The 15,401-nt window shown below is 67.3% G+C and carries 13 protein-coding genes; 5 read left to right on the top strand and 8 right to left on the bottom strand.

Annotated features, from left to right (window positions below):
- Positions 1–248 precede the first annotated feature (248 nt).
- Positions 249–1,847 (top strand): photosystem II high light acclimation radical SAM protein, encoded by a 1,599-nt coding sequence (locus KQ310_RS10025; protein ID WP_259721598.1) that lies wholly within the window; start codon positions 249–251, stop codon positions 1,845–1,847.
- A 69-nt stretch (positions 1,848–1,916) separates the two neighbouring features.
- Here the strand turns inward: KQ310_RS10025 and KQ310_RS10020 are convergent, their stop codons facing one another.
- The 3 genes from KQ310_RS10020 to KQ310_RS10010 form a co-directional block, all read right to left on the bottom strand.
- Positions 1,917–2,747: a CPBP family intramembrane glutamic endopeptidase gene (locus KQ310_RS10020; protein WP_259721597.1), complete on the bottom strand. Its 831-nt coding sequence runs from the start codon at positions 2,745–2,747 to the stop codon at positions 1,917–1,919.
- Entirely contained in the window at positions 2,744–3,085 is a 342-nt protein-coding gene (gene clpS / locus KQ310_RS10015; protein WP_259721611.1) for an ATP-dependent Clp protease adapter ClpS, read from the bottom strand. Before clpS ends, KQ310_RS10020 begins: the two co-directional genes overlap by 4 nt.
- Positions 3,086–3,222: 137 nt before the next feature.
- Complete coding sequence (locus tag KQ310_RS10010; protein ID WP_259721596.1) at positions 3,223–4,449, bottom strand: LL-diaminopimelate aminotransferase; 1,227 nt, start codon at positions 4,447–4,449, stop codon at positions 3,223–3,225.
- 191 nt (positions 4,450–4,640) lie between these two features.
- Here KQ310_RS10010 and KQ310_RS10005 point away from each other — a divergent pair, with 191 nt between their 5' ends.
- From KQ310_RS10005 to KQ310_RS09995, 3 genes are all read left to right on the top strand, one after another.
- Positions 4,641–7,358, top strand: a complete 2,718-nt coding sequence (locus tag KQ310_RS10005) for a TIGR03960 family B12-binding radical SAM protein (RefSeq protein ID WP_259721610.1) — start codon at positions 4,641–4,643, stop codon at positions 7,356–7,358.
- 307 nt (positions 7,359–7,665) lie between these two features.
- The gene (locus KQ310_RS10000) at positions 7,666–9,726 is read left to right on the top strand and encodes an Rne/Rng family ribonuclease (protein WP_259721595.1); all 2,061 of its coding nucleotides are present in this window, start codon (positions 7,666–7,668) and stop codon (positions 9,724–9,726) included.
- 10 nt (positions 9,727–9,736) lie between these two features.
- On the top strand, positions 9,737–10,390 hold the full coding sequence (locus KQ310_RS09995) for a ribonuclease HII (RefSeq protein WP_259721609.1): 654 nt from the start codon (positions 9,737–9,739) through the stop codon (positions 10,388–10,390).
- Here KQ310_RS09995 and KQ310_RS09990 read toward each other — a convergent pair.
- The gene (locus tag KQ310_RS09990; RefSeq protein ID WP_259721594.1) at positions 10,329–10,853 is read right to left on the bottom strand and encodes a DUF1997 domain-containing protein; all 525 of its coding nucleotides are present in this window, start codon (positions 10,851–10,853) and stop codon (positions 10,329–10,331) included. The two genes, KQ310_RS09995 and KQ310_RS09990, sit on opposite strands and share 62 nt — an antisense overlap.
- A gap of 57 nt (positions 10,854–10,910) precedes the next feature.
- On the opposite strand from KQ310_RS09990, the gene pheA reads away from it, so the two are divergent.
- Positions 10,911–11,810: a prephenate dehydratase gene (pheA, locus tag KQ310_RS09985; RefSeq protein ID WP_259721608.1), complete on the top strand. Its 900-nt coding sequence runs from the start codon at positions 10,911–10,913 to the stop codon at positions 11,808–11,810.
- Here the strand turns inward: pheA and KQ310_RS09980 are convergent.
- From KQ310_RS09980 to tuf, 4 genes are all read right to left on the bottom strand, one after another.
- Positions 11,807–12,760: a methyltransferase domain-containing protein gene (locus KQ310_RS09980; RefSeq protein WP_259721593.1), complete on the bottom strand. Its 954-nt coding sequence runs from the start codon at positions 12,758–12,760 to the stop codon at positions 11,807–11,809. The genes pheA and KQ310_RS09980 overlap by 4 nt on opposite strands.
- 3 nt (positions 12,761–12,763) lie before the next feature.
- Positions 12,764–13,483: an LON peptidase substrate-binding domain-containing protein gene (locus KQ310_RS09975; RefSeq protein ID WP_259721592.1), complete on the bottom strand. Its 720-nt coding sequence runs from the start codon at positions 13,481–13,483 to the stop codon at positions 12,764–12,766.
- A gap of 200 nt (positions 13,484–13,683) precedes the next feature.
- A complete protein-coding gene (rpsJ, locus tag KQ310_RS09970; protein WP_197157124.1) occupies positions 13,684–14,004 on the bottom strand; it encodes a 30S ribosomal protein S10 in 321 nt (106 codons plus the stop codon).
- Positions 14,005–14,132: 128 nt separating this feature from the next.
- Positions 14,133–15,362, bottom strand: a complete 1,230-nt coding sequence (gene tuf / locus KQ310_RS09965; protein ID WP_259721591.1) for an elongation factor Tu — start codon at positions 15,360–15,362, stop codon at positions 14,133–14,135.
- Between the last annotated feature and the right edge of the window lie 39 nt (positions 15,363–15,401).

Genomic DNA, 15,401 nt, shown 5'->3' with positions numbered 1-15,401 from the left:
TTGGTAATCCAGGGCCTGAAGGCTCCGGAAGAGGTATGGACGGGGTCCGGTGAGGGAAACCCCTCCACGGCGGTGCTCCGCCTGTAACGACCGTAACGGAATGTTGCGGTTCTGTAAAGGGGGTTCATGAAGTTTCTGGGATGGGCGGCTTCCCCTCCCTCTGTCCCCGGGCTGGCCGCCTCGCCCTCCGGATGTGCTTGTTAGCGTCCGCCCATCCCCACCGTTGACCCCGCCGGAGCCCCATCGGAGTGAGCACCCTGCCTGATCGGAGCGCCCCGAGCCAGCAGCGGGTTCTGCTGGTGCGGCTGCCCTGTAATCCCATCTTCCCGATCGGGCCCATCTACCTGGCCGATCATCTGCACAAGGCTTTCCCGGAGTTGCCGCAGCGGATTCTGGATCTGGCGGCCCTGCCGGTGCTGGATGTGGAGCGGGTGCTGCTCCACACGATCGAGGCTTTCCGTCCCACCCTGCTGGTGTTCTCCTGGCGAGACATCCAGATTTATGCGCCGGTGGACGGGCGTGGCGGCAACCCGCTGCAGAATTCCTTCGAAGTGTTCTATGCCCGCAATCCCCTGCGGCGCCTGCGCGGTGCCATGGGCGGTCTGCGACTGATGGGTGCCTTCTACGGCGAGTTGTGGCGCAATCTGCGGCTGGTGCGTCGCGGACTGCGGCGGGCACGGCGCTTTGCCCCCGAGGCCCGTGCCGTGATCGGTGGCGGCGCCGTGAGTGTGTTCTATGAGCAGCTGGGCCGCAGCCTGCCCCGCGGCACGGTGGTATCCGTGGGAGAGGGCGAGCCCCTGCTCGAGAAGCTGCTGCGGGGGGACTCCCTCAGTGGCGACCGCTGTTATGTGGTGGGTGAAGCGCCAAGGCCCGGGCTGATTCACGAGCAGCCGCTGAGCCTGAGCAAGACCGCCTGCGACTACGCCTACATCGAAACGATCTGGCCCCAGCTGAACTGGTACCTGGACGGGGGTGATTTCTACGTGGGCGTGCAGACCAAGCGCGGCTGCCCCCACAACTGTTGCTATTGCGTCTACACCGTGGTCGAAGGCAAGGCGGTGCGGGTGAACCCGGTGGAGGAGGTGGTGCGGGAGATGCGGCAGCTCTACGACCGGGGCGTGCGCGGCTTCTGGTTCACCGATGCCCAGTTCATCCCCGCCCGCCGCTACATCGAAGACGCCAAGCAGCTGTTGCGGGCGATCCAGGCGGACGGCATGACCGACATCCGCTGGGCCGCCTATATCCGCGCCGACAACATCGATGCCGAGCTGGCCGAGCTGATGGTGGCCACCGGCATGGACTACTTCGAGATCGGCATCACCTCCGGCTCCCAGGAGTTGGTGCGCAAGATGCGCATGGGCTACAACCTGCGCACTGTTTTAGAGAACTGCCGCCTGCTGGCCCGGGCCGGTTTCCGCGAGCATGTGTCGGTGAACTATTCGTTCAACGTGATCGATGAGCGGCCCGAGACGATCCGCCAGACCGTGGCCTATCACCGCGAGCTGGAGAAGATCTTCGGGGCCGACAAGGTGGAGCCGGCCATCTTCTTTATCGGCCTGCAGCCCCACACCCATCTGGAGCAGTACGGCTTCGAGCAGGGCCTGATCCAGCCGGGCTACGACCCGATGAGCATGCTCCCCTGGACGGCCCGCAAGCTGCTCTGGAACCCCGAGCCGATGGGCAGCACCTTCGGCCGGATCTGTCTGGAGGCCTTCGAACGCAACCCGGCCGATTTCGGTCGCACCGTGATGGCCCTGCTCGAGCGCGACTACGGCACCGCTCCCCTGGAGGAGGCCCTGCATGCGCCGGTGGAGGGGAGGCGGGCTCTCGCTACGGCGGTGCATTGAGCCAAGCAATGACTTCAGTAAGCGGTGCGTTGAGCAAACAGTGCTTTGAGCAGGTACTCAGCTGAACGCTCAGCCACTCGACGGGGCCCACCAGCGCCGCCTCACCCAGAGCAGTGCCCCCAGGCCGAGCCAGCCCACCAGCCCACCGATCGGGTTGGGGGCCACCTCTCCCGGACCCACCAGCCAGGCCGGGGCCTGGTTCGACAGTTGCAGCAGGCTGCCCTGCAGCAGGAACCAGCCCCCCACCAGGCCGCCGTGCAGCCCGATGGCGCCCCAGAGCAGGCCCCCATCGGCGCGGCGCTGCAGGCCCAGCACCAGGCCCAGCAGCCCCAGTCCGCCCAGCAGGGCCAGCAGCCCAGCCGGAGCCAGGTTGAAGCGGGTGTGCACCAGGCTGAACAGAACGGCCTGGGCCAGCAGGGCCCTCTGGCCTGCCGAGCGGCTGCCCCCCAGCAGCTGGGTGAGTTCGCCCCAGAGCCAGCCCCGGAAGACCAGTTCCTCGGCGAAGCCCACCCCAAGCATCAGCAGCAGGGCGTTGATCCAATCGCTCGGAGCCACGGCTCCCTGCCAGCGGGCCCAGCCGCCCAGCACCAGTGCCAGGCTGAGGACCAGCAACAACAGCAGGGCCTTGATCAGGCCCCGCAGCAGCGCCCGCAGCACAGCCGGTGCGGGGCCGAGCACCCCCAGCGACGTCCAGGGGGCCTGCTGCCGCCACATCCGGCCCACCCAGAGGGGCAGGCTGAGCAGGAACAGGGCCAGGGTGAAGCCGGTGCCGATCAGGGGGCGATCCACTGGCTCCAGGGGCAGGGGCAGGGCCAGCAACCATCCCGCTCCATAGAGCAGGGGCACGTAGAGCAGCCCCGCCAGCCAGCGCCAGGGGCCGGCGGCACCGGCCAGGCTCATGTCTCCGGTTCGATCGTGCTGGTGAGCCCCTTGCCTTTGAGGGTTTCGCAGTAGAACTCCGCCGGCTCCAGATCACAGACGATGACCAGGCCCACGCCGGTGTTGTGGGCTTCCAGCATCACGGCAATCGCGTCCTGCTCGCTGAGGGAGGGGACCACCTGGCGCAGGGTCGTCACCACGTATTCCATGGAGTTGACCGGATCGTTGTGCAGCAGCACCTTGTAACGGGGGGAGGGCTTGCGCACCCGCTCCGTCGTCTTTTCGATCACCGCCGCCCCGCCGGGGGAACGGCTGGGTGTGGCGGTGGCGCGTGGGTTGGCGCCAGCGGCAGCATCCAACACGTGGATCCTGGAGGCATCAGCCACAGACAGCGCCAGGGAAGGAGGTGTCATGAGGGTCTCCAGCATGACCTGGCCCAACTGTATCGATTCGCCCTGGGCTTGCGGCCGCAGGGCAGGATTGGAGATCAGCTGACTCACAGGGCCCGCACCCGGCGCATCGCCTCCTCCACATTGGCGCGGCTGTTGAAGGCCGAGAGGCGGAAGTAGCCCTCACCGGCGGCACCGAAGCCGCTGCCGGGGGTGCCCACCACATGGGCCTGGCTCAACAGCCGATCGAAGAAACCCCAGGAATCCACGCCCTCGGGGGTCTTCAGCCAGACGTAGGGGGCCTGCTCGCCGCCATACACCTGCAGCCCAGCGGCGCTGAGCTCCTGGCGGATGATCGCGGCGTTCTCCATGTAGAAGTCGATCAGGGCCTTCACCTGGGCCTGCCCTTCGGGTGAATACACGGCCTCGGCCCCCCGTTGCACGATGTAGCTCACTCCGTTGAACTTGGTGCACTGGCGCCGGTTCCACAGGCCCCACAGCTCCACCTTCTCGCCATTGGCGGCAGTGCCCATCAGGCCGCGAGGCACCACGGTGAGAGCGCAGCGGGTGCCGGTGAAGCCCGCATTCTTGGAGAAGGAGCGGAACTCGATCGCGCACTCGCGGGCCCCTTCGATTTCATAGATCGAATGGGGCAGTTCCGGGTCCTGAATGAAGGCCTCGTAGGCGGCATCGAACAGGATCAGGGCCTCGTTGGCGCGGGCGTAGTCCACCCAGGCCCTGAGCTGCTCCCTGGTGGCCACCGCGCCGGTGGGGTTGTTCGGGAAGCAGAGGTAGATCAGATCCACCTGGCCTGTGGGGATCTGGGCCGTGAAGCCATTCTCGGCGGTGATCGGCAGGTAGGTGAGGCCGCCGTACTGACCCGCGGCATCGGCGTCGCCGGTGCGGCCGGCCATCACGTTGCTGTCCACATACACCGGATACACCGGATCGGTCACGGCGATGCGGTTGCCCTCGCCGAGGATGTCGAGGATGTTGCTGCTGTCGCACTTGGAGCCGTCGGAGACGAAGATCTCCTCGGCCGTGATCGCACAGCCGCGGGCCTGGAAGTCGGTGGCGGCGATCTTCTCGCGCAGCCACAGATAGCCCTGCTCGGGGCCGTAGCCGTGGAAGCCCTCGCGGGTGCCCATCGCATCCACGGCGGCCTTCATGGCGGTGCGGCAGGCCTCGGGCAGCGGTTCGGTCACATCGCCGATGCCCAGGCGAATGATGGCGGCCTCGGGGTTGGCCTCGCTGAAAGCCTTGACCCGTCGGGCGATCTCGGGGAACAGGTAGCCCGCCTTGAGCTTGAGGTAGTTGCCGTTGACCTGAACCATTGCAAGAGAGGGCTGCGCCGCAGCTGGAGTCGCTGGCGGGATTGTCCTACGGCAGTGGCCCTTGATCTGAGCCGCACAGCAGACCACCGGCTCTGGTGCCGCCTGCGGCGCTGCATAGCATCAAGCTCTGCCAAGCCGTGCCCGCCGTGCCTTCCACCGCTCCCGCCGCCACGGCTCTGTCTGACGACGCTGTGTCTGCCGGAGCTGTCTCTGCTGAGGCTGGCTCTGCCCCGATCGATTTCGATGCCCTGGTCGATCTGGGCATCAGCAAGCCCGCCCGTTACCTGGGCAACGAGCTGGGGGTGATGCCGCGCGACTGGGAGCGCGACTGGCGAGCGGCTGGGGTGCGCTGGGCCCTCACCTATCCCGAGGTCTACGAGGTGGGGGCGAGCAACACCGGCCACATCATTCTCTATTCGATTCTCAATGCGGTTCCCGCTCAGCTCTGTGATCGGGCCTACCTACCCGCCCCTGACCTGGCCGACCGGCTGCGGCAACGGCGGCAGCCCCTGTTCGCGGTGGAGAGCCGCCGCCCCCTGGCGGCCTTTGACATCCTTGGCTTCAGCCTCAGCTACGAACTGGGCGGCACCAACATCCTCACGATGCTGGAGCTGGCCGGCATCCCGATCCGCGCCGCCGATCGGGGAGACCTGCCCCTGGATGATCCCGCCGCGCCGCCGTTGATCTTCGCCGGTGGTCCCACGGCCACCAGCAACCCCGAGCCCTATGCCGCCTTCTTCGATTTCGTCGCCCTCGGCGATGGCGAGGAGCTGCTGCCGGAGATCGGCCTGGTGGTGGCGGAGGCCCGTGCCGCCGGCCTCAGCCGCCGCGCCCTGCTGCGCGATCTGGCCCAGGTGCCGGGGGTGTACGTGCCGGCTCTCTACGGCCCAGGTGCCGATGGGGTGAGCCTGCAGCCCATCGAGCCAGGGCTGCCGCCGCGGATCCAGCGCCGCACTGCCACGCCGATGCCCCACTACGCCATGGGGCTGGTGCCCCACATCGAAACGGTGCACGACCGCCTCACCGTGGAGATCCGGCGCGGCTGCACCCGTGGTTGCCGCTTCTGCCAGCCGGGCATGCTCACCCGTCCGGCCCGCGATGTCGAACCGGAGGCGGTGATCGAGGCGGTGGAGGAGGGGATGCGACGCACCGGCTACAGCGATTTCTCGCTGCTGTCGCTCAGTTGCAGCGACTACCTGGCCCTGCCGGCGGTGGGTGTGGAACTGCGCAACCGGCTGGCCGAGCGCAATGTGAGCCTCACCCTGCCCAGCCAGCGGGTGGATCGCTTCGACGAGAACATCGCCCATATCCTCGGCGGCACCCGCAAGGGGGGGCTCACCTTTGCGCCGGAGGCCGGGACCCAGCGCCTGCGCGACATCGTCAACAAGGGCCTCACCGACGCGGAGCTGCTGCGAGGCATTCGCACGGCGATGCAGAGCGGTTACCGCAAGGTGAAGCTCTATTTCATGATCGGTCTGCCGGGTGAAACCGATGCCGATGTGCTCGGCATCGCCGAGACCTGCCGCGCCCTGCAACGCGACTGCGCCGATCTGGGCCGGCTGGAGCTGAATCTCACGATCAGCAACTTCACGCCCAAGCCCCACACGCCCTTCCAGTGGCACAGCGTTTCAACCGCCGAGTTTGTGCGGCGTCAGCAGCTGTTGCGCTCCGCCCTGCGCCAGCTGCGCGGCATCAAGACCAATGTCACAGACGTGCGCCTGTCGGCGATCGAGGATTTCGTCGGCCGCGGCGACCGACGCCTGGCGCCGGTGCTCGAGGCGGCCTGGCGGGCCGGCGCCGGTCTCGATGCCTGGTTCGAGTCGGCCGATCGAACCCATGCCGCCTGGACCGCCGCCATCGAGGCCGCCGGCCTGGGGGGTCGCTACCGGGCCCTGGAGATGGGGGCCTGGAGCAGCGCCGAGGCCCTCTCGGCCGAGGATCTGGAGGCGTTCTGCGCCCAGCCCCTGCCCTGGGATCACATCGATGCGGGGCTGGAGAAACGCTGGCTGGCCGAGGATCTGCAACGGGCCCTGGCGGCCCTGGTGGTGCCGGATTGTTCCTTCGCCGGTTGCAGCAGTTGCGGTGTCTGCGGCCCGGAACTGGGACACAACGTGGTGATCGCGCCGCCGCCGATTCCGCCCCTGGAGGCGCAGCGTGCCCCGGCCAGCGAGCGGGTGTTCCGGCTGCGCTTCGGGTTCGCCAAGACCGGCTCCCTGGCCCTGATCAGCCATCTCGACACGGTGCGGCTACTGGAGAGGGCCCTGCGGCGCAGTGGTCTGCCGGTGAGCTTCACCGGTGGGTTTCATCCCCTGCCCCGGTTGCAGTTCGCGCTCTCGTTGCCGCTGGGGGTGGAGGGCCTGGGGGAATGGATGGATCTGGAGTTCACCGAGGCCTGCGATCCGGCGGCGGTGCGCCAGGCGCTGCAGGCTGAGCTGCCCGCGGAGTTCCGCCTGCTCTCGGTCGGGGAGGTGGCGGTGTTCGGCCCCAGCCTCTCCCAGGAGGTGGAGGCGGCCTTGTGGCAGTTTACGGCCAGCCCTGTGGAGCCTGATGCCCCCAGGGCTGAGGCAGACCCGGAGCTGGTTGAGCAGCAGCTCTTGTCGTTCCCTCGCTGGCAGGCGGCAGTGGCGGCCGTACTCCAGGCCGAATCGCTTCCCTGGGCGGACACCGACAAAAAAGGCCGGCCGCGGCAGCGGGACTGCCGGCCCTATCTGCTCGACCTCGCCGTGGACACCAGCGCTGGCGCCGGCCTCCATGCCGCTGAAGCGGTTGTGACGGTCCGGGCCTGGGTGGATCCCCAGGGGCGCAGTCTGCGGCCGGAGCAGGTGATCCACTGGCTCGACGAGGCTTTGGGCTGTCGACTGCGGGCCTCCAGAACCCAGCGGCAGGGGCTGATCTTGCGGGCGTGCTAATTTGCCTACAGGACGGCAGAAAAGTTCGCCGGTCTTTCCAACGACGGTCGGATCGAGCATTCCGCCGCCAGAACGTTTCTTCGAACAAGTCGCTTCTCTGGCGACCCACTTCCCCGGACGTTCCTCCGCGGTTTGTCTGACGCAGCGCGTCTGCGTCTTCAATTACTTCCGGATGGGCTGTCGCAGGCTTGCCGTTCCGCTGACAGTTCCACCGGCGTGCTGATGCACGCGCTATCGCCTCGCAGGGTCCTCTGAGGGGCGGGTCGATCCACCTTTGGCGGCGCTCTTTCGCGCCCAGAATTTTTCCATGCCCCAGCAGATCGTCATTGCCGAGCACCTGCGGATCGCCGCGGTTCTCAACGACGAGCGTGTTGATGAACTGGTCGTGGCCCAGGGCCGCTACCAGATTGGCGACGTCTATCTCGGCACCGTTGAAAACGTGCTGCCCGGGATCGACGCCGCTTTTGTCAACATCGGCGAAAGCGAAAAGAACGGCTTCATTCACGTCACCGATCTCGGGCCCCTCCGGCTCCGCAAAGGGGCTGCCGGCATCACTGAGCTGCTGGCGCCGCGCCAGACCGTGCTGGTGCAGGTGATGAAGGAACCCACCGGCACCAAAGGCCCTCGCCTGACCGGCAACCTCACCCTGCCGGGGCGTTTTCTGGTGCTCCAGCCCCACGGTCAGGGGGTGAACATCTCCCGCCGGATCAATGGCGAGAACGAGCGCAACCGCCTGCGGGCTCTCGGCGTCTTGATCAAGCCCCCGGGAGCCGGCCTGCTGATCCGCACCGAAGCTGAGGGCGTCAGCGAAGATCTGCTGATCGACGATCTCGAATCCCTGCTGCGCCAGTGGGAAGGCATCCAGCAGGCTGCCGAGACGGCCAGTCCGCCCACCCTGCTCAACCGGGATGAGGATTTCGTCCATCGGGTGCTGCGCGATCTCTACACGCCTGAGGTGGTGCGGGTGGTGGTCGACACCCACGCAGCGGTGGAACGGGTCAATGCCTTCCTCGGCGCGGATCAGGCCAATCTCCTGGTCGAATTTCACCAGGAGCCCAGCGAGATCCTGGAGCACTTCCGCGTCAATGCGGCGATCCGCGATGCACTCAAGCCCCGGGTCGATCTGCCCTCGGGCGGCTACGTGATCATCGAGCCCACCGAGGCTCTCACCGTGATCGATGTGAACTCCGGTTCCTTCACCCGCTCCGCCAACGCCCGGGAAACGGTGCTGTGGACCAATTGTGAGGCGGCGGTTGAAATCGCCCGTCAGCTGAAGCTGCGCAACATCGGTGGCGTCGTGATCATCGACTTCATCGATATGGACTCGCGCCGCGATCAGCTGCAGCTGCTCGAGTACTTCACCGATGCGGTGCGCCACGATGCGGCCCGCCCCCAGATTGCCCAGCTCACCGAGCTGGGTCTGGTGGAGCTCACCCGCAAACGGCAGGGCCAGAATCTTTACGAGCTGTTCGGTCGCGCCTGCCCCAGCTGTGGCGGTCTCGGCCACGTGGCGGTACTGCCCGGCCAGGACACGCTTCAGCCCCTGGCCACGATGACCGGTCTGGTGCGTTCGGCGGCATCGGCCCGAGCAGAGGTGGCCAGTCCCGGCGCCGCGGAGGCCAGTGGCAGTGGCCGCAGGCGGCGTGGAGGCCGGGGCGGTCGTGCTGGTTCTGGCAGTGAGCTGCCTGAGTTGACCACCTTCCCCAGCGCCATCGAGGACGGCTCCGAGGGCGCTGCGCCTGCCGAGGCTCCTGCTGCCATCCCGACTCCGGCGACCGAGTCCGGCCCGCGGCGCCAGGAGCCCCAGGTGGTGGTGGTGCCCATGGAGCCGGATCAGGAGCTCGTATACGGCTGGATGGGCCTCAATCCCTCCCTGCTGCTGGATGCGCCCCCTGCTTCCGACAACGTCGTGGTGCGGATCGCCCGTCCAGGTGTGGATCCCGAGCTGGTGCTGGAGGAGGCCCGCCAGCAGATGGCGGCCTCCGGCCCGCGCCGTCGCCGCCGTGGTCGCGGTGGAGACGTCGGCAGCAACGGCCGCACCCACGCTGAGGCCACTCCTCTTGCCACCCAGGCGGTTGGGGGATCGATGCTCAGTGAGTTCGCGCCGATCGGACCGGCCCCAGTGGCGATTACGCCCCTGCCCGTTGATCAGGGTCCCGAAGACGTGGTCACGGTGACCGTGCCCAGCCATCCCGCGGCCAGCCATGCGGCGCCTCGCCGCAGTCGCAGCCGCTCGTCAGCGGCCGTCGCCGAGCCCTTGGTCGTGGCCGTGGCGATTGCCGCGGAGGTTCCCGCCGAAGCGGCTGCAGAACCCGAGGACAATGGCGAGCCCCGCCGCCGCCGCCGCCGCTCCTCTGCCAGCGGTTGAGTTCGGTGTCATGGTGCCGCCGCCGCTCGAGTCCTGGCAGGAGCGTGATCCGCTGCTCTGCGCTGGAATGGACGAAGTGGGTCGCGGCTGTCTGTTCGGTCCGGTGTTCGCCTCGGCGGTGATCCTGTCTGCCCAGGCGTCCCACTCCCTGGTCTCGGCGGGGCTCACCGACAGCAAGAAGCTCACGGCCCGCCGCCGCGCTGCCCTGGTGCCGCTGATCGAGGCCGAGGCGTTCACCTGGGCGATCGGTCAGGCCAGCGCTGCCGAGATTGATCGGTATGGCATCCGGCCGGCCACGGAGCGGGCGATGCACCGCGCTCTGCAACGCCTGCCCAGGCCGCCCCAGCTTGTGCTCGTGGATGGCAACTTGCCCCTGCGGGGCTGGTCCGGTGAGCAGCGCGCTTTGGTGGGCGGCGATGCCCGCTGCCCGGCCATCTCGGCGGCGAGCGTGCTCGCCAAGCAGTGCCGCGATGCCCTGCTCGAACGGCTGGCCCTGCAGTTCCCCGGCTATGGCCTCGAACGGCACCGGGGCTATGGCACGGCCCAACATCGCGAGGCGCTGCAGCGGCTGGGCCCCACCGCACTGCACCGCCGCAGTTTTCTCAAACCTGCGTGCACCAGTCCCGGAAGTCCCCCAGCAGCTGCTGCCCCACCCGGGTTCTGATGCCCAGCAGGATGCGGCTGAGCACCGAGTGACCGGTCGCTTCGAGCACCTTGGTGGGGATCAGCTTCAGCAGCGGTGGCTGGCTCACGGTCACCGCCAGGGTGGCCTCCCCCTCCAGACCGGTATCCGCAGCCTCCAGCCACGACTGCAGGGTCAGCTGGAAGTCGTCGATCAGACCCAGGCCCTCCAGTTCGCAGTCGATGGCGTTGAGCTCGATCCGGCCAGGCTGGCGCCGCACCTGCAGCTCCACCACCGGCTGAATCTGCAGTTGGAACACCTGCAGCCGGGTGACGGCGTAGCGGTAGCGGCCCGCCTCCAATCGCTCCAGCTGACTGGGATCGAGCAGGGCGCCGATGACGCGCTCCTCATCGTCGAGGTAGGGAGGCAGCAGCCCGACCCGATCGCAGTCCTCGGCGGGCAGGGAAAGTTTCAGCGACTGGCTGGCGCTGAAGGCCACGGGCATGGCCGGCAGGCCGACGCGGCATGATCTTATCGGTCCACCGTGAGCAGTCCCGAGTCCATGCGCCTTGCCTTCCTTGGCCCGACGGGCACCTACGGCGAACAGGCGGCCGGGCATTTGGCGCGTCTGGAGGAGATCGCCGATCCCCAGCTGGTGCCGCAGCGGGAGATCCGTGCCGTGATCCGGGCTCTGGCCGATGGGGACTGTGAGGCGGCGGTGGTGCCGGTGGAAAACTCGGTGGAAGGTGGCGTCACCACCTGCCTGGATGCGCTGTGGGAGCATCCCGATCTCACCATTGCCCGGGCGCTGGTGCTGCCCATCCGCCACGCCCTGATGGGCAGCGGCAGCCTGGCCGACATCAGCGAAGTGCTCTCCCACCCCCAGGCCCTGGCCCAGTGCGGTCAGTGGCTCGCGGCCCAGCTGCCTGCAGCCGTGCAGTTGCCCACCAGCTCAACCGCCGAGGCGGCCCGGCTGGTGGCCGGCAGCCGCTTCCGCGGCGCCATTGCGTCGCGGGAGGCCGCCGCCGAACACGGTCTGGAGGTGCTGGCCTACCCGATCAACGATGTGCCGGGCAACTGCACCCGCTTTCTGCTGTTGCGCCGCGGCCCCCGCGCCCGGGTCGGTGCGCTGGCCAGCCTCGCCTTCTCGTTGCAGGCCAATCGCCCCGGCGCGCTGCTGGAGGCCCTGCAGTGCTTCGCTGCGGAGGGGCTCAACATGAGCCGGATCGAATCGCGCCCATCCAAACGGGAGATGGGGGAATACATCTTCTTTGTCGATCTGGAGTTCATCGCGTCGGATCCCACCGACGCCACTGCCCGGCTCGAGCGCTCGCTAGACCGCCTGCGGCCCCTGTGTGAGCACGTCATGCTGTTCGGGGCCTATCCGATCACCAACCTGGCCGAAGCGGATGCAGCGGACTCTGCTGCAGCGGCGACTCCCGCCAACGCAGAGGTCGCCTAGTCGCCTTTCCGGCCGCGGAACACTCCGAACTGCATCATTCCGGTGCGGAAGGCCCAGTCCATCAGCAGCAGGGTCGGCGTTTCCCTCAGGCCCTGCAGGGCGGCGCCGGGGCCGAGGCCCAGCACGGCCCCGGGCCGGCGCACACCCTCGAGGATCGACTCGATCCAGGAGGGTTGGGTCTGGTTGCTCCAATCGCCGGTGCTGATCTGGATGCCACCGCCCCAGGGGCTTGTTTCCAGGTTGTGCTGCAGCGAGCGGATGCTGGCGAACTCCGGGTGGGCCCATTGCTCGAGCAACTGGCGCATCACCCAACGCTCCACTCGGTTCAGGTGCCCATCGGCCGGGTCGCGCCGGTTCCAGTCCGCCACTGCCAGCAGGCCCGCCGGTTTCAGCACCCGCAACAGCTCATCGGCGTAGCGCTGCTTGTCAGGCATGTGCGGACCGGCCTCCACGCTCCACACGGCATCGAAGCTGGCGGGCTCCAGATCGAGGGCCAGGGCGTCCATCACCGCGAAGCTGCAGGTGAGTTCGGCTGGCGTGAGGGCCTGGGCACGAGCGATCTGGGCGGGGCTGATGCTGATGCCCAGCACGTTGAAGCCATAGTCGCGGGCCAGGATGCGGGCGCTGCCTCCGATGCCACAGCCCACGTCGAGCACCCGACTGCCCGGCGGCAGCTGATCGAGGCCGCTCCAGCGCACCAGCTCATGCACGAAGCTGGCCTTGGCAGCGCGGAAGTCGCAGCGGCGCGGCGGAGTGCCGTAGTGGCCCAGGTGCACATGCTCGCCCCAGAGGCGCTCCAGCAGCTGGTCTTCGGTCCAGCGGTCGTAGGCCGCCGCCACGCTGGCGGTGCTGGAGAAGCTGCGCCGTTGGCGCTGCCACAGCCAGACCGCCCCGACCAGGCCACCGGCCAGCAGGGCTGTCCCCACGAGGGGCAGGGTCAGGTTCGCCATGGTTCAGCCCTGGCCGCGAGGCTCGGAGCCATCCTCTGGATCCCCACCGGATTCTGCGTCGGACTCACCGTCCGAGAGATCACGGAAGGTGTCCATCAGAACGGTACGGGCGGCGAGCTGGCGGCGTGTCTGGTCGAGAAGGTCGTATTCCTGCCGCAGGCGGTCGCCGGTGTCGGTGAGCTCCAGCAGGGCCTGCTGCTCGTCGGCCACGGGGCCACCCAGATGGGAGCCGATCCAGAACGAGAGTTCCCGGGGCAGATCCGGCAGGTCGTTGGGCAGCTGAGCGGGCTTGCCCACCAGCTTTCCGGTCAGTTCGACCACGTCCTGCAGGGCCTGGGTCACAGCGGCGGTGAGAGTCTGCAGGTCGTCGTGGCTGCTCGAGACTTCATCCTCGATCCAGCTCACGAGCCCCACCCGGAAGGGGGCTTCGCGCACGATCTCCAGCACCCGGAAGCGCTGCTGGCCCATGGTCACGATGTTGCTGCGATCGTCCGGCTGGGTCTGGCAGTGCAGGATTTCGGCACAGCACCCCACCGACGCCATCCGCTGCTCCTGAGGATCCCAGCGCACCACCCCGAAGCGTCGATCCTCGGCCATCACCGTGCTGAGCAGCATCCGGTAACGCGGCTCGAAGATGTGCAACGGCAGTACTTCCTGCGGGAACAGCACCACATCGGGCAGGGGGAACAAGGGCAGTTCCCGGATGGTCGTGGTGCTGGTCATGCCGTGATTCCTGCCCAGGTGAAGGCTCGCCCCGGTCCAGCTGGACGGCTGCTCGATGCGGTGGCGCAGCAGGGGCTCAGTACAGGCGGAGAGGCGTGCAACGGGGTGGTCAAGAATGGTTGATCCTAGAAAGAACACCCCCGCCACCGGATGGACCGGCAACGGGGGTGCGTCATCAAGCCTCTGAGAAAGCGACAGCTTCAGAGCTTGACTTCAATGTCGACACCACTGGGGAGATCCAGCTTCATCAAGGCGTCGATGGTTTTGGAGGTGGGGCTGTAGATATCGATGATGCGGCGGTGGGTGCGGGTTTCGAAGTGCTCGCGGGAATCTTTGTCCACGTGGGGCGAGCGCAGCACGCAGTAGATCTTGCGCTTGGTGGGCAGGGGAATCGGACCGATGGCCGTGGCAGCGGTGTGATCGGCGGTTTCGATGATTTTTTCGCAGGAGAGATCCAGCATGCGGCGGTCAAAGGCCTTCAGACGGATGCGGATCTTCTGCTGGGCGATGGCAGTGGACATGGAGGGGCGCGCAGGAAGACCGACCTGACAGGGTCGGCGGGAGGGATGGGTTGTCGAGGTGCACGAAAAGGGGCGGGGTTTTGGGCCCCGACCCCTTCAACCTAGATCAGCAGCGGCGGCAAGCCGGCTCAGGCGACGATCTTGGAGACCACGCCGGCACCGATGGTGCGACCACCTTCGCGGATGGCGAAGCGCATGCCCTGCTCAATGGCGACCGGGCAGATCAGTTCGGCACTCATCTTGATGCGGTCGCCGGGCATGACCATTTCCACGTTCTCCCCGTCATCGGAGGTGAAGGCGGTGATCTGGCCGGTCACATCCGTGGTGCGGATGTAGAACTGCGGGCGATAGCCAGCGAAGAAGGGGGTGTGGCGGCCGCCCTCTTCCTTCTTGAGCACATACACCTCGCCCTCGAACTTGGTGTGGGGCTTGATCGAGTTGGGCTTGACGAGCACCATGCCGCGCTCGATGTCTTCCTTCTGAATGCCACGCAGCAGCAGGCCGACGTTGTCGCCTGCCATGCCCTCATCGAGCAGCTTGCGGAACATTTCGACCCCGGTCACGGTGGTCTCGCGGGTGTCGCGGATGCCCACGATCTGGACGGTTTCACCCACTTTCACCTTGCCGCGCTCAATCCGGCCGGTGGCCACGGTGCCACGACCGGTGATCGAGAACACGTCTTCGATCGCCATCAGGAAGGGCTTGTCGATCTCGCGCTCGGGCTCGGGGATGGCCTCGTCAACGGCATCCATCAGATCGAGGATCTTGTCGACCCACTCGTCTTCACCACGCACGGCCTTCTTGCCACCCTGGATGTACTCCAGGGCTTTGAGGGCGGAGCCAGCCACAATCGGGATGTCATCGCCGGGGAAGTCGTAGCTGCTCAGCAGCTCACGCATCTCCAGTTCGACGAGTTCGAGGATCTCCTCGTCGTCGACCATGTCCTTCTTGTTGAGGAAGACCACCAAGGCGGGCACGCCCACCTGCTTGGCCAGCAGGATGTGCTCCTTGGTCTGGGCCATCGGGCCGTCAGTGGCGGCAACCACCAGGATGGCGCCGTCCATCTGGGCGGCACCGGTGATCATGTTCTTCACATAATCCGCGTGGCCAGGGCAGTCGACGTGGGCATAGTGCCGCTTGTTGGTTTCGTACTCAACGTGGGCTGTATTGATCGTGATGCCCCGCTCTTTCTCTTCGGGAGCGCCGTCGATTTCGTCGTAGGCCTGGGCCTTGGCCATGCCCTGGGACGCCAGCACATTGGTGATAGCAGCCGTCAGGGTGGTTTTGCCGTGGTCAACGTGGCCAATGGTGCCGATGTTGACGTGAGGCTTGTTCCTTTCGAACTTCTCGCGAGCCATGGAAGGGAAGAATCGGGGGGTTAGTGAGTAGAGAGAAGA

This window comes from Synechococcus sp. CS-1328 (assembly GCF_025128095.1).
Taxonomy (GTDB): Bacteria; Cyanobacteriota; Cyanobacteriia; order PCC-6307; family Cyanobiaceae; genus CBW1002.
Note: the sequence above shows the minus strand (reverse complement) of the source record. Positions and strands in the feature narration are given on the sequence as shown.

What these genes read in the sequence shown, in the direction of transcription:
- KQ310_RS09980 (WP_259721593.1), bottom strand. Translation starts at nt 12,760, where the DNA reads ATGGCGAACCTGACCCTGCCCCTCGTGGGGACAGCCCTGCTGGCCGGT.
- tuf (WP_259721591.1), bottom strand. Translation starts at nt 15,362, where the DNA reads ATGGCTCGCGAGAAGTTCGAAAGGAACAAGCCTCACGTCAACATCGGC.
- KQ310_RS09995 (WP_259721609.1), top strand. Translation starts at nt 9,737, where the DNA reads ATGGTGCCGCCGCCGCTCGAGTCCTGGCAGGAGCGTGATCCGCTGCTC.
- KQ310_RS10020 (WP_259721597.1), bottom strand. Translation starts at nt 2,747, where the DNA reads ATGAGCCTGGCCGGTGCCGCCGGCCCCTGGCGCTGGCTGGCGGGGCTG.
- KQ310_RS10000 (WP_259721595.1), top strand. Translation starts at nt 7,666, where the DNA reads ATGCCCCAGCAGATCGTCATTGCCGAGCACCTGCGGATCGCCGCGGTT.
- KQ310_RS09975 (WP_259721592.1), bottom strand. Translation starts at nt 13,483, where the DNA reads ATGACCAGCACCACGACCATCCGGGAACTGCCCTTGTTCCCCCTGCCC.
- rpsJ (WP_197157124.1), bottom strand. Translation starts at nt 14,004, where the DNA reads ATGTCCACTGCCATCGCCCAGCAGAAGATCCGCATCCGTCTGAAGGCC.
- KQ310_RS09990 (WP_259721594.1), bottom strand. Translation starts at nt 10,853, where the DNA reads ATGCCCGTGGCCTTCAGCGCCAGCCAGTCGCTGAAACTTTCCCTGCCC.
- KQ310_RS10010 (WP_259721596.1), bottom strand. Translation starts at nt 4,449, where the DNA reads ATGGTTCAGGTCAACGGCAACTACCTCAAGCTCAAGGCGGGCTACCTG.
- pheA (WP_259721608.1), top strand. Translation starts at nt 10,911, where the DNA reads ATGCGCCTTGCCTTCCTTGGCCCGACGGGCACCTACGGCGAACAGGCG.